This window comes from Luteimonas sp. MC1782 (genome assembly GCF_014164605.1).
Classification (GTDB): domain Bacteria; phylum Pseudomonadota; class Gammaproteobacteria; order Xanthomonadales; family Xanthomonadaceae; genus Luteimonas.
The window spans coordinates 505,561-518,776 of the sequence record NZ_JACJFT010000001.1; the positions used below are offsets into that span (position 1 = coordinate 505,561).

Here is a 13,216-nt window from a genome sequence, read left to right on the forward strand (position 1 = left end):
TGCTTCAGAGCCCCAGTGCGCGCAGTTCGCTGCAGGGGCGCGAGCGTTCCCAGACCGGGTCGAAGCCTTCGGCCAGCTGGCGGGCGCGCCCCGCGCCTTCGCGTTGCGCCTCGCCGTCGAACCGGTGGCCCAGGCCGCGGTGGTAATAGCCGCCGGCATCATTGACGACGAACGCGTCGGCACGGGCACGGTCAACGGGGTCGTCGACCTCGCGGAAGGCGAATACGCTCGGCAGGCGCTGGGCCAGCGCCACCAGCGGCGAATGGGCGCGCTGCGCGGCCCCGGCGTCGAACAGCAGCACCTGGATGTCGACGCCGCTGGTGCCGGTGGCGAGGCTGCGCAGTGCGGCCAGCACGCGCGGGTCGTCGTACAGCCCGGGATCGAGCGCGCGGCTGAAGATGCGCAGGCGCCGGCGTGCCGAGGCTACCAGTACCGTGGTGATTGCCACGGCGCCCTCGCGGTCGCTGATCGACTGCGCGCGATCGAATGCCAGGCGCATGGTCTGGTGGGTGATGCCGGCTTCGTGGAAACGCGGGCCTTCGGCGGTGAAACCGTTGCGCTGGTAGAAGGGCACCGCATCGACCTGGGCATGCAGGAACACGTCACCGCGGCCGGCACTCCGCGCCTGCCGCAGCAGCGCCTGCAGCATGGCGTTGCCCACGCCGCGGTCGCGCCACCCGGGGAGCACGGCCATGCGCCCGATCCGGCCATCCGGGTCCAGCCGGCCCGCGCCGATGGTGTGCCCGTCCTGGTCGCGCGCCTGCACGTGCCAGCAGCAGGTGTCCTGGCCGTCGTCCTCGAGGCTGGCGTCGATGCCCATCTCGTCGACGAACACGGCGTTGCGCACCGCAGAGAGCGCGCGGCCGGCGTCATCCCAGCCGACGATGTCGACGCGGAACACCGATGTCGGGTTCACGGCGCGTCCCCGTCGCCATCCATGTCCAGGCGGTAGTGGCCTTCGGCCACCAGCGCCATGACGCAGTCGCGACCTGGCGCGGACAAGGCGTCCCAGGTAGCGGCGTCGAGCACGGCGGCCGCGCACAGGCGCTGCGCATCGCGCACGGGCAGGGCGTGGCAGTGGCCGGCGACATACAGGCTCGCGCCACGCGCGGCGCGGCGCCACGCCACGCGTGTCCACGGGTGGCGGACCAGCGTGGCCCCATGCTGCAGGTCCCATTCGATCTCGATCCGCGAGCGCGGCGGCTGTACCGCAAGCCCGGGGCCCGCGGCGCTGCGATAGGTGGTGATGAAGCGCCCGAACCAGTCGCCAAGCGCATCGCCATCGGCCATGCGGATCGCGTTCAGCGCCTCGACCACCCGACCCATCGCCGTCGCATCGATCTCGTTGGCATCGCGCGGCGGTGCCAGGTCGGGATCGGTGTAGCGCAGCGACTCGTCGGCCTCGGCGGCGAGGGTGTCGACGTAATCGCCCATGAGTTCGGCGGTGGCCGGCGCGCGCATGCCGAGCGAGAACGTCAGGCAGGGATCCTCGGCGACGCCGTTGTGCGGCACGTTGGGCGGCAAATAGAGCATGTCGCCCGGCGCCAGCACCCAGTCGTGGGTCGGCACGAACTCGCGCAGCAGCTTCAGTTCGACATCGTCGCGGAATGCCAGGCTGGGCACGGCCCGGCCCAGCGCGTCGCCGGCGTCGATCTGCCAGCGTCGGTGGCCCTGGGCCTGCAGCAGGAACACGTCGTACTGGTCGACGTGCGCGCCGACCGACCCGCCGGTGGCGGCGAAGCTCACCATCACGTCGTCGATGCGCCAGCGCGGCAGGAAATCGAAGGCATCGACCAGCGCGGCGATGTCCGGATCCCACTTGTCCATGTCCTGCACAAGCAGGGTCCAGTCGCGCTCGCCGAGGCCGGCGAACACCTCTTCCGGGAAGGGCCCGCTGCTGACCTGCCAGCCGTCGCTCGCGCGGTCGTGCTGGATCAGGCGCGCCAGCACGCCGTCCTCGCAGGCCAGCCCGGCCAGGTCGTCGGGTTCGACCGGCGAGGTGTAGCCCGGAAAGGCGCCGCGCACCAGCAGCGGGCGCTTCTGCCAGTAGTCGCGCAGGAACGCGCGCGGCGTCATGCCCAGCAGGCGTCCGGGCTTGCCCTGGACTTCGAAGGGGAGGGGTTTGGCGCGGGATGCGGCCATCTGTGCAGGTTCCGTGGAGAGGGGCGGGCGGGCGCTAGATCGCGCGCGCCTGGTCGGCGGCGAGGCCGGTGTAGCTGCCCGGTGTCATCTCGAGCAGGCGCTGGCGGTCGCCTTCGGGCAGGTCGAGGGTGGCGATGAACGCGCGCATCGACACGGCATTCATGCCCTGGCCGCGGGTCAGCGCCTTGAGTTGTTCGTAGGGGCTGGGCAGGCCGTGACGGCGCATCACCGTCTGCACGGCTTCGGCCAGGACTTCCCAGGCGCCGTCGAGGTCGGCTTCCAGGCGTTCGGGATTCGCGCTGAGCTTGCCCAGGCCGCGGCCGAGGGCGTCGAAACCGACCAGCGCGTGGCCGAACGCGGTGCCCAATGCGCGCAGCACCGTGGAATCGGTGAGGTCGCGCTGCCAGCGGCTGACCGGCAGCTTGGCGGCGAAGTGCTCGAGCAGCGCCACCGCGATGCCGAAGTTGCCCTCGGCATTCTCGAAATCGATCGGATTGACCTTGTGCGGCATGGTCGAACTGCCGACTTCGCCGGCCTTGACCGCCTGCCTGAAGTAGCCGAGCGAGATGTAGCCCCACGTGTCGCGGCACAGGTCGATGCAGATGGTGGCGATGCGCTTCTGCGCGTCGGCGATCTCGGCAATGCAGTCGTGCGGCTCGATCTGGGTGGTATACGGATTGAAGTCGAGCCCCAGCGATTCGACGAAGCGCCGCGAGAACGCCGGCCAGTCGACGCCCGGGTAAGCCGCCACGTGCGCGTTGTAGTTGCCGACCGCGCCGTTGGCCTTGCCGGTCAGCGACACCGCCGCCAGCTGCGCCGCCTGGCGCTCGAGGCGCGCGACGACGTTCGCCAGCTCCTTGCCCACCGTGGTCGGCGACGCGGTCTGGCCGTGCGTGCGCGACAGCATCGGCAGCCCGGCGTGGGCGTGGGCCATGTCGCGCAGCGCGGCAATCACGGCGGCAAGCGCCGGCAGCAGCACCTCGCTGCGTGCCTGGCGCAGCATCAGCGCGTAGGACAGGTTGTTGATGTCCTCGCTGGTGCAGGCGAAATGCACGAACTCGAGCGCAGGGCCCAGCGTGGCGTCGTCGCCGAGACGCTCCTTGATGAAGTACTCGACCGCCTTGACGTCGTGGTTGGTGGTGCGCTCGATGTCCTTGACGCGGGCGGCGTCGGCGACCGAGAACCCTTCGACCAGTGCGCGCAGGCGGGCGGTCGCGGCGGCGTCGAACGCGGGCAGCTCGATGATGCCGGGCTCGGCGGCCAGCGCCAGCAACCACTCCACCTCGACCCGCACGCGGGCGTGGATCAGCCCGTACTCGGAGAAGATCGGGCGCAGCGCGTCGACCTTTCCGGCGTAACGGCCATCGAGCGGGGACAGGGCGAGCAGGGGGTCGAGGGCAGGCATGGCGGCAGCAGGCAGGCGTGGCCGCACATTCTACCCGCCGCGCCTGCGGACGGCCCCTCGAGGCGCCGGCGCGCGGCCCGTGCCCGACGCGGGCCTCGCGATGCGCGGCGTATGCTCGCGGCATCCACACCGCAACGGGCCGACACGATGGCGCGACAGGACTTCCGCACCGAACACGACAGCATGGGCGAGCTGCAGGTGCCCGCCGACGCGCTGTGGGGCGCGCAGACGCAGCGCGCTGTCGACAACTTCCCGATCAGCGGCCGGCCGATGCCGCGCGGCTTCATCCGCGCGCTCGGCCTGGTGAAGGCCGCCGCGGCCGAGGTCAATGCCGGCTTCGGCCTGCTGCCGAAGGGCGTGGCCCGCGGCATCGCACGCGCCGCGAAGGAGGTCGCGGCCGGCACCCACGACGCGCATTTTCCGGTCGACATCTACCAGACCGGCTCCGGGACCTCGTCCAACATGAACGCCAACGAGGTGATCGCCACGCTGGCCGGCCGCGCCCTGAAGCGCGCCGTGCATCCCAACGACCACGTGAACCTCGGCCAGAGTTCCAATGACGTGATCCCGACGGCCCTGCGCGTGGGTGCGCAGCTGGCGGTGGTCGAGGACCTGCTGCCGGCGGTTGCCCACCTGCGGCGCACCATCGACCGCCGCGGCCGCGCGCTCGGCAAGGTCGCCAAGACCGGCCGGACGCACTTGATGGACGCCATGCCGCTGACCTTCGCCCAGGAGTTCGGCGCCTGGTCGGCGCAGCTGGCCTCGGCCGAGGCGCGGCTTGGCGACGCGCTCAAGCGCCTGCGCCGGCTGCCGATCGGCGGCACCGCGATCGGCACCGGCATCAACGCCGACCCGCGTTTCGGCCGCGAGATGGCCAAGGCCCTGTCGCAGGCCACGAAGACGAAGTTCGAGTCCGCCGCCGACAAGTTCGAGGGCATCGCCTGCCAGGACGACGCGGTGGAGCTGTCCGGCCAGCTCAACGCGCTGGCGGTGGCGCTGATGAAGATCGCCAACGACCTGCGCTGGATGAACGCCGGGCCGCTGGCCGGGCTTGGCGAGATCGAGTTGCCGGCCCTGCAGCCAGGCAGCTCGATCATGCCCGGCAAGGTCAATCCGGTGCTCCCCGAAGCGACGGTCATGGTCTGCGCGCAGGTGATGGGCCACCACGTGGCGATCACGATCGCCGGCCAGACCGGCAACTTCCAGTTGAACGTCACCCTGCCGCTGGTGGCGAGCAACCTGCTGGAGTCGATCGGCCTGCTGGCCAACGTGTCGCTGCTGCTGGCGGACGGCAGCATCGCCGGGCTCAAGGTCCGTCGCGACGTGGTCGATGCCGCGCTGGGCCGCAATCCGATCCTGGTGACCGCGCTCAACCCGGTGATCGGCTACGAAAAGGCTGCGGCGATCGCAAAGCAGGCCTACCGCGAGGGCAGGCCCGTGCTGGAGGTGGCGATGGAAGCAACCGGGATGCCCGAAGCGCGCCTGCGCGCGCTGCTTGATCCGCTGGCCCTCACCCGTGGCGGGATCCACGGCGCCGACTGACGCCACGGCAGCGCCGCAACGCCAAAGGCCGCGCGTGACAGGACACGCGCGGCCTCGATCTGCACGCGATGGCGTCAGCCGTCGTCGCGCCAGCGGCGCAGGCGGGTGGCGGCGTAGAGCATCGCGATGCCGGCCGCGGCGCCGATCCACATCGATGGCGACTGCAGGTTGGAATACACCTGGGGCACGCCGAGCAGCAGCGACATGCCGCCGGGACCGTCCAGGGCCGCGCCGTCCAGCCGGGCGATGTCCATCGGCGTGATCGGCACCACGCCCAGCAGCATGCGCGCCACCACGTGTCCCCAGAACCAGCTGGCGTCGGCGTTGAACAGGCGCATCACGCCGAACATGCTGACGAAGGTGCCCGCCAGTACCGGGACCATCAGCGCCCACAGGAACGGCTTGCTGCGCGACCACACCGAGCACAGCATCAGCCAGCCGATGGTCGGCAGCGCCCAGACCGCATACACCGGGATCGCCGCCAGCAACTGGACCGCCATCAGCGCGGGACTGCCCGGGCCCCAGATCAGCTCCCAGGCGTTGCCGCCGTGGAACATCACCACCGCGCTCAGCAGGGTGAGGAATACAAGCATGGTGGCGATCGCGGCCAGGGTGGCCAGCAGCGGCGCCACCAGCGCCACGCTGACGACCTTGGACAGCACCGTTTCGCCATCCGAGACCGGCAGCGACTTCCAGAACAGCACGCTGCGGTCCTTGCGCTCGTCGTACAGCGCGCCCAGGCAATAGAAGAACATCACGAACGCCAGCACGATGAACGGCCAGCTCGACGACAGCAGCATGGTCACGTCGATGCCGTTGGCCAGTTCCAGCTTGTCCTGCGCGCTCATCTGCGAGGTCAGCGCGCCAAGGTCGAGGCCGTTGATCGACATCGAAGACCCGTCGTCGAGCATGATTTGGGCATCGGACGAGACCCTGCCCGCGGCGACGTGGGCGATGACAATGAACACCAGCGTCAGCAACACCGAGATGGCACCGGCGATGAACGGCGCCCACAGGAACCCGCCCTTGTGCTCCCAGAACTCGCGGCGCAGCAGCAGGGCGAAGCGGTGCGTGCGGTGGGCCGGGGTGCGCACCACGGGGGTGTCGGCGTGGGCGTTCATGCGTAGGTTCCTTTCATGGTGGCCACGAACAGGTCGGCGAGGCCGGGGGTACGGGTTTCGCCGAAGGCGGCGAGCGAGGCGCGCGCGACGCCGTCGAACAGCATCACGGTCTTTCCGAAAGGAAGGGCGCGCTCTTCGATGGGTGCAAGTGCGCGTGCCGCATCAAGCTGTCCGGTATCCACGAGCACTTCGGTGAACCGCTCGGCGAGCGTATCCATGGGCGCGTCGACGACGATCTTCCCGTCGCGGATGAACAGCACGTCGGTGAGGATGTGCTCGATCTCCTCCACCTGGTGGGTGGTGACGATGATGGTCTTCTCCTCGTCGAAGTAGTCCTCCAGCAGTCGCTGGTAGAACTCCTTGCGGTAGAGGATGTCGAGGCCGAGCGTGGGTTCGTCGAGCACCAGCAGGCGCGCGTCGATCGCCATCACCAGCGCCAGGTGCAGCTGCACGATCATGCCCTTGGACATCTCGCGCACGCGCATCTTCGGGTCGAGCTTGGTGTTGGCCAGGAAGCGTTCGCAGCGGGCGCGGTCGAAACGCGGGTGCACGCCCTCGACGAAGGCGATCGCCTCGCGGACGCGCATCCAGCGCGGCAGCACGGCGACGTCGGCGATGAAGCAGACGTCGTTCATGAGCGCGTCGCGCTCGCGGCGCGGGTCACGCCCGAGCACCTCGAGGTCGCCGTCGAAGCCGACCAGCCCCAGGATCGCCTTCAGCGCGGTGGTCTTGCCGGCGCCGTTGGGGCCGATCAGGCCGACGATGCGGCCCGGGGCGATGCTGAAGCTGGTGCCGTCGAGCGCCGGCTTGCCGCGGTAGGACTTGCGCAGGCCGCGGGCCTGGATGACGGGTGTGTCGACGGCATTCATGCCTTGTCTCCCTGGGGCAGCAGGTCTTTGGCGGCCAGGCCGAGGCGCTGGATCCGTTCCAGGACCAGCGGCCACTCTTCGGTGAGGAACCGTTCGCGTTCGTTCTTCAGCAGCTTCTTCGACGCTTCTTCAGTGACGTACATGCCAAGTCCCCTGCGTTTTTCGACGAGCGCTTCGTCGGCGAGCTCCTGGTAGGCGCGCGAGACGGTGATCGGGTTGAGCTGGTATTCGGCGGCCACCTGGCGCACCGAGGGCAGCGCGTCGCCGGGCTTGAGCAGGCCGTCGAGCATCATGGCGATGACCTTTTCCTTCAGCTGGCGGTAGATGGGAGCGCCGTCGCTCCATTGGATGGCGGTCATGGTTCAGCTCCTGCCGCGGCGCGTGTCCCGCGCGAACGAGAAATAGGGCAGCGCGAACTTGCGATGACCGGAGGTGCGCCGGCCCGGCGCTTCGTGGCGCAGGACCCGGGGCAGGGCCTGCCCGGCGCCGGCTTCGGCGCCCTCGCCCCGGTCGGCGGCCGACGCCAGCGTGGCCGGCGCGGGGCCGGCGGAGTCGATGGTTTGCGGATTGCCGGCCAACAGCCCGACGACCAGCAGCAGGCCGGAGGTGGACAGGGCGATCAGGGTGTCGCGGAGCTTGCGGTTCATGGCGAACGTCCTGCTCTGGATAGTCGGTGTTGTATGTAACTATAACACCAGATCACGTCGCGTCAAGCACCGCCGCGATCGCGCCGACCCAACTGAAGGCAGGGGTGCCGGCGGGGCATGGGGGAGATTGCCCGGGCGGGCCCGGCCCGCGACAATGGGGGCTTCGTGTCGCGCGATGCGCGCCCAAGCCCCAGGAGTTTCCCCGGATGAATTCCATGCTGCGCGGCCTGGCTGCGCTGTCCATTGCTGCGGCCCTGTCCCACGCCCCCGCACACGCCCAGGAGAAGACCGTGCCGTCCACCGAGCGCGAGAAGAACAGCTATCTGATCGGCATGGATGTCGGCCGCTCGATCGAGCAGGTCGGCCCCGACCTCGACCGCGCCGCGTTCCGCCGCGCCATCGACAATGCCTTCGCCGGCGGCAAGCCGCTGGTGACCGAAGCCGAGGCCGCCGAGATCGGCCCGGCGCTGATGCAGCGCGTCGCGGTGCGCAGCGGGCAGCCGCTGCAGGGCGTGGCCCCGGGCACCGAACCGCCGAAGGTGGCGAAGGACAAGGTCGGCCTGCTGGTCGGCGCCGACGTCGGCCGTTCCCTGGCGCCGATCAAGGACGAGGTCGACATGGCCATGTTCGAGCAGGGCCTGGCGGTGACCCTGGACCGCGGCACGCCGGTCATCCCGGACGCCGAGCAGGCCGTGCTGCGCGAAGCCTTCGGCAAGCGCATGCAGGAGCGCATGCGCCTGGAGACCGAGGCCGCCGCGCAGAAGGGCGCCGCCGAGGGCGTGGCGTTCCTGGCCACCAACAAGGCCGCCAAGGGCGTGGTGAGTACCGCTTCCGGGCTGCAGTACATGGTGCTGCGCCAGGGCGCCGGCCAGCGGCCGATGGCCGACTCGCGCGTGCGCGTGCATTACCAGGGCACGCTGCTCGACGGCACCGTGTTCGACAGCTCCTACGAGCGCAACGATCCGGCCACCTTCGGCCTGAACCAGGTCATCGCCGGCTGGACCGAGGGCCTGCAGCTGATGCCGGTGGGCGCCAAATACCGCTTCTGGATCCCGGCCGAGCTCGCCTACGGCCGCAACGGCTCGCCCGGCTCGATCCCGCCGAACTCCGCGCTGGTGTTCGACGTCGAGCTGCTGCAGGTACTCTGAGCGCCGGTTCGCCGCACGCCTTCCCGCATCCCACGTATTCCCCGAGGAAACACCGAATGAACCATGTCGTACGCGTCGCCGCGACCAGCCTGCTGGCCGCTTCGCTCCTGGTCGCACTGGGCGCCTGCAAGAAGATCGACAAGGATGCCGCCACTGCCGACGGCGCCGCCGCCGCCACCGCCGCCACCGATGCCGCGCCCGCGCTGGACATCAAGGGGCTGAAGACCGAGAAGCAGCAGGCCGGCTATGCGATCGGCCTGCAGGTCGGTTCGTCGCTGGAGGAGATCAAGGACGAGATCGATTTCGATTCCATGGTCAAGGCGATGCGCAGCAAGGTCGACGGCACCGACCCGCTGATGACCGAGGAACAGGCGCGCACGGTGTTCGAGGCCTTTGGCCAGCGCATGCAGGCCAAGATGGCGGCCGAAGCCGGCAAGAAGGCCACCGCCAACCTCGCCGAGGGCGCGGCGTTCCTGGCCGGCAATGCCAAGGTCGAGGGCGTGCAGGTCACGGCGTCCGGCCTGCAGTACCAGGTGCTGCAGCCGGGCACCGGCGCCAAGCCCGGTCCGGATGATCGCGTGAGCGTGCACTACAAGGGCGCGCTGCTCGACGGCACCACGTTCGACAGCTCCTACGATCGCGGCGAGCCGGCGACGTTCCAACTCTCACAGGTCGTCCCCGGCTGGAACGAAGGCCTGCAGCTGATGCCGGTGGGCAGCAAGTACAAGCTGTGGATCCCGGCGTCGCTGGGTTACGGCGAAGCCGGCACGCCGGGTGGCCCGATCGCGCCGAACAGCACGCTCGTGTTCGAGGTCGAGCTGCTCGAGATCCTCGGCGCCCCGGCGGAGTAATCAGGCATGCGCGTCAGCATCTTCGGCACGGGCTACGTGGGTCTCGTCACGGGTGCCTGCCTTGCCGAGGTGGGCCACGATGTGATCTGCGTCGATGTCGACGCCGGCAAGGTCGAGCGCCTGGAGCGGGGCATCATCCCGATCTACGAGCCCGGACTCGAGCCGCTGGTGCGCTCCAACCACGCGTCGGGCCGGCTGCGCTTCACCACCGAGGCGGGGCCCGCGGTCGAGCACGGCGAGGTGGTGCTGATCGCGGTCGGCACGCCGCCGGACGAGGACGGCAGCGCCGACCTGCAATACGTGCTGGCCGTGGCGCGCACGATCGGCCAGTACCTCACGCGTCCGGCCGTGGTGGTCGGCAAGTCGACGGTGCCGGTGGGCACCGCCGACCGCGTGCGTGAAACCATCGCCGCGGCGCTGGCAGCGCGCGGGGTGGAGGTCGCGTTCGACGTGGTCTCCAATCCCGAGTTCCTGAAGGAAGGCGCGGCCGTTGACGACTGCATGCGTCCCGACCGCATCGTCCTCGGCGTCGACAACCCGGCCGCCGCCGGGACGCTCAAGCGCCTGTATGCCCCGTTCAACCGCAACCGCGACCGCTTCGTGGTCATGGACGTGCGATCCGCCGAACTGACCAAGTACGCCGCCAACGCGATGCTGGCGACCAAGATCAGCTTCATGAACGAGATCGCCAACATCGCCGAGCGGGTCGGCGCCGACGTGGAGATGGTGCGCAAGGGCATCGGCTCGGATCCGCGCATCGGCTGGCACTTCATCTATCCGGGCGCCGGTTACGGCGGTTCGTGCTTCCCCAAGGACGTGCAGGCCCTGGCGCGCACCGCACAGCAGCATGGCCATGCGCCGCTGCTGCTCGAGGCCGTGGAGGCGGTCAACGAGCGCCAGAAGGGCCACCTGCACGAACTCGTGCTGCGCCACTACGGTGCCGGCGGCATCGCCGGCAAGACGTTCGCGGTGTGGGGGCTGGCGTTCAAGCCCGACACAGACGACATGCGCGAAGCTTCGAGCCGGCGCCTGCTGGCGCAGCTCTGGGAATCGGGTGCGCGCGTGCGCGCCTATGACCCCGAGGCCAGCGACGAGGCGCGGCGCATCTTCGGCGAGCGCGACGACCTGGTGCTGTGCGGATCGGCCGGTGATGCGCTCGACGGTGCCGATGCGCTGATCGTGGTCACCGAGTGGAAGCAGTTCCGCGGCGCCGACTTCGACACCCTGCACGCGCAGCTCGCCGATCGCGTGCTGTTCGACGGCCGCAACCTGTACCAGCCGGAAGCCGTCGAGGACGCCGGCATCGCCTACTACGGCATCGGTCGCGGCCGTTCGCTGCGCGCGGGCTGAGCCGTGCCGCACGATCTTGAGGCACGCGTGGTTGAGCTGGAGACGCGCCTGGCGTTCCAGGAGCACGCCTTGAACGAACTCAACGATGCGCTCTCCGCCGCGCGCATCGAACTGTCACGTACCAGCGAGACGCTGCGCGGGGCGCTGGAAGAGCTGCGGGCCTCGCGCCCCGGCTCCGGCGGCGACCCCGGCCTCGAGCCGCCTCCACCGCATTACTGAGCCAGCATGACCGATTCCCTGCGAGACCAGCTGCTTGGCCTGGGCTTCAAGCCGGCGCCGGAACCCGACCGTCCGAAGCCCGCCGCCGCGCGCAACGTGCGCCCCGGCGCGGGTGGGCCGCCGCGTGGCGGCAAGCTCGCCGCCGGCGGCCGTGCGGGTGATGCCGGCCGCGGCGCGCAGCGTGGCCAGCCCGGCGCGCGGAGCGATGCCCGGCCGGGCCAGCAGCCCCGTCCGGGTCGCCCGCCGGGTGCCCGGACCGGCCAGGACGATGCCGCGAAACCACGCGGCAACCGCTCCCAGGGCGACATCGACCTGGCCAAGGCGTATGCCATCCGCGCGCAGCGCGAGAAGGACGAGCGCATCGAGGCCGAGCGCCAGAAGCAGGAAGCCGCGCGCCTGCGCCGCGAGGCGCTGGTCAAGCTCGCCGCCATGCTCGAAGGCAAGGCACTGAATGCCGCCGACGCCGACCATGTCCGGCACTTCGACTACGGCGGCAAGATCAAGCGCGTGCACGTCACCGCGGAGCAGCTGCGGGCGCTGAATGCCGGCGAGCTCGGCGTGCTGCAGCTCAACGGCCGCTATGTGCTGGTGGATATCGCGGTCATGGCGGAAGCGGAAGCGATCTATCCGGCCGCCGTCGCGCTCAAGGTCGATCCGGCGGCGCCCGCGGGCGACGATCCCTATGCCGACCCGCGCTTCCAGGTGCCCGACGACCTGGTCTGGTAACCGGCGCACCGCGCAGCGCCGCCCACGCGCTCAGCGCCTCGCATCGCTGCGCGGCACCAGCCACCACCAGGCGATGAGCGTGCCCGCCAGCGCGAACCCGCCGGCCGCGAGGAACGCGACGCGGCCATCGCCGAAACGCCACAGCTGGCCGGCGATGAGCGCGCCGAGCACGCCGCCGAGTCCCGACGAGAAGCCGTAGAACAGTCCCTGCGCGTGGCCATTGAGCTTGCCGGGGAAGTAGCGCGCCAACAGCTGCATCGACGCGGCGAAGAACGCCGCGAAGCTCAGCGCATGCGTGGCCTGCGCGACCAGCATGACCGCCATGTCGCCCGGCCAGAGCGCGGTGGCCCACCAGCGCAGCACGGCGCTGGCCATCGACAGCAGCAGCAGCCAGCTCGCGTCCCAGCGCCCGAAGAACCCGGCGATGGAGAAGAACACCGCGACCTCGAACACCACGCCGACCGTCCACAGCAGCCCCAGCGTCGAGGTCGCGTAGCCGTGCGCGTCCATGTAGACCGAGAAGAACGTGTAGTAGGGGCCGAACGACAGCTGTTCCAGGAAGGCCGCCGCGAAGAACGCCAGCACCGGTGGCTGGCGCACGATCGGCCAGAAGCCGCTCGCGGCCTCGCTGCGCACTTCGACCAGGTGCGGCTGGCGGTTGGCGAAGGCGCTGGCGGCCATCAGCGCGAACAGCGGAAGCATCAGCCACGGCAGCTTCCCGGCCCCGTGGCGCTCGATCAGCCAGCCGAAGCTCGCGGTCACCAGGATGAAGCCGATGGAGCCCCAGACCCGGATGGTGCCGTAGCGATGGCTGTCATCGCCAAGGTGTCCGAGGGTGATCGCCTCGAACTGCGGCATGACCGCGTTGTAGAAGAAGCAGAACGCCACCATCACCACGAACATCGCCCAGGCGGGCTGCGCCGGCAGGAAACAGGCGAATGCCAGCACCGTCAGCACGCTGCCCGCGCGCAGCCAGCGGATGGGGCGCGGCGAGGCGGCCGCGAGCGTGGCCCAGGTGCTCGGCGCCACCACGCGGGTGGCGTACCACAGGCTCATCATCACGCTGATCGCGGTGATGCCCATGCCGCGCGACTGCAGGTACAGGCTCCAGTACGGCGTGAAGGCGCCTAGCGCGGCGTAATAGAAGAAGTAGAAGCTCGACAGTCTCGCGATCGGCAATGCGTTCAAGCGCGCGG

14 protein-coding genes are annotated in these 13,216 nt (G+C 70.1%); 6 read left to right on the plus strand and 8 right to left on the minus strand.

Features of this window, described 5'->3' with window-relative positions:
• Positions 1–4: 4 nt before the first annotated feature.
• Genes H5368_RS02440 through purB form a run of 3 tightly spaced genes read right to left on the minus strand, consistent with a single transcriptional unit; the run spans position 5 to position 3,547 of the window.
• Entirely contained in the window at positions 5–916 is a 912-nt protein-coding gene (locus H5368_RS02440) for a GNAT family N-acetyltransferase (protein ID WP_343203873.1), read from the minus strand.
• Positions 913–2,142, minus strand: coding sequence for a cupin domain-containing protein (locus H5368_RS02445; protein ID WP_182820995.1), 1,230 nt, complete (start codon positions 2,140–2,142; stop codon positions 913–915). Before H5368_RS02445 ends, H5368_RS02440 begins: the two co-directional genes overlap by 4 nt.
• Positions 2,143–2,176: 34 nt before the next feature.
• Entirely contained in the window at positions 2,177–3,547 is a 1,371-nt protein-coding gene (gene purB, locus H5368_RS02450) for an adenylosuccinate lyase (protein ID WP_182820997.1), read from the minus strand.
• Between the two features lie 147 nt (positions 3,548–3,694).
• Between purB and H5368_RS02455 the strand changes: the two genes are divergently transcribed.
• Positions 3,695–5,089, plus strand: coding sequence for a class II fumarate hydratase (locus tag H5368_RS02455; protein WP_182820999.1), 1,395 nt, complete (start codon positions 3,695–3,697; stop codon positions 5,087–5,089).
• 74 nt (positions 5,090–5,163) lie between these two features.
• Here H5368_RS02455 and H5368_RS02460 read toward each other — a convergent pair whose 3' ends face one another.
• The 4 genes from H5368_RS02460 to H5368_RS02475 are packed head-to-tail and all read right to left on the minus strand — an operon-like array spanning position 5,164 to position 7,726.
• Complete coding sequence (locus H5368_RS02460; protein WP_223877926.1) at positions 5,164–6,210, minus strand: hypothetical protein; 1,047 nt, start codon at positions 6,208–6,210, stop codon at positions 5,164–5,166.
• Positions 6,207–7,079 (minus strand): ABC transporter ATP-binding protein, encoded by an 873-nt coding sequence (locus H5368_RS02465; protein WP_182821001.1) that lies wholly within the window; start codon positions 7,077–7,079, stop codon positions 6,207–6,209. The genes H5368_RS02460 and H5368_RS02465 overlap by 4 nt, the downstream gene beginning before the upstream one ends.
• Positions 7,076–7,438 carry a GntR family transcriptional regulator gene (locus H5368_RS02470; protein WP_182821003.1) on the minus strand — a complete coding sequence of 121 codons (363 nt, stop codon included), beginning with the start codon at positions 7,436–7,438 and terminating at the stop codon, positions 7,076–7,078. Before H5368_RS02470 ends, H5368_RS02465 begins: the two co-directional genes overlap by 4 nt.
• Before the next feature lie 3 nt (positions 7,439–7,441).
• Positions 7,442–7,726: a hypothetical protein gene (locus H5368_RS02475; protein WP_182821005.1), complete on the minus strand. Its 285-nt coding sequence runs from the start codon at positions 7,724–7,726 to the stop codon at positions 7,442–7,444.
• Between the two features lie 206 nt (positions 7,727–7,932).
• Between H5368_RS02475 and H5368_RS02480 the strand changes: the two genes are divergently transcribed.
• Genes H5368_RS02480 through H5368_RS02500 form a run of 5 tightly spaced genes read left to right on the plus strand, consistent with a single transcriptional unit; the run spans position 7,933 to position 12,020 of the window.
• Positions 7,933–8,874, plus strand: coding sequence for an FKBP-type peptidyl-prolyl cis-trans isomerase (locus H5368_RS02480; protein WP_182821007.1), 942 nt, complete (start codon positions 7,933–7,935; stop codon positions 8,872–8,874).
• Between the two features lie 56 nt (positions 8,875–8,930).
• Positions 8,931–9,725 carry an FKBP-type peptidyl-prolyl cis-trans isomerase gene (locus tag H5368_RS02485; RefSeq protein ID WP_182821008.1) on the plus strand — a complete coding sequence of 265 codons (795 nt, stop codon included), beginning with the start codon at positions 8,931–8,933 and terminating at the stop codon, positions 9,723–9,725.
• Between the two features lie 6 nt (positions 9,726–9,731).
• A complete protein-coding gene (locus H5368_RS02490; RefSeq protein ID WP_182821011.1) occupies positions 9,732–11,075 on the plus strand; it encodes a UDP-glucose/GDP-mannose dehydrogenase family protein in 1,344 nt (447 codons plus the stop codon).
• Between the two features lie 3 nt (positions 11,076–11,078).
• A complete protein-coding gene (locus H5368_RS02495) occupies positions 11,079–11,294 on the plus strand; it encodes a SlyX family protein (RefSeq protein ID WP_182821014.1) in 216 nt (71 codons plus the stop codon).
• A gap of 6 nt (positions 11,295–11,300) precedes the next feature.
• Positions 11,301–12,020 carry a DUF2058 family protein gene (locus H5368_RS02500; protein WP_182821017.1) on the plus strand — a complete coding sequence of 240 codons (720 nt, stop codon included), beginning with the start codon at positions 11,301–11,303 and terminating at the stop codon, positions 12,018–12,020.
• Between the two features lie 30 nt (positions 12,021–12,050).
• Here H5368_RS02500 and H5368_RS02505 read toward each other — a convergent pair whose 3' ends face one another.
• On the minus strand, positions 12,051–13,208 hold the full coding sequence (locus H5368_RS02505; RefSeq protein ID WP_182821019.1) for an MFS transporter: 1,158 nt from the start codon (positions 13,206–13,208) through the stop codon (positions 12,051–12,053).
• Between the last annotated feature and the right edge of the window lie 8 nt (positions 13,209–13,216).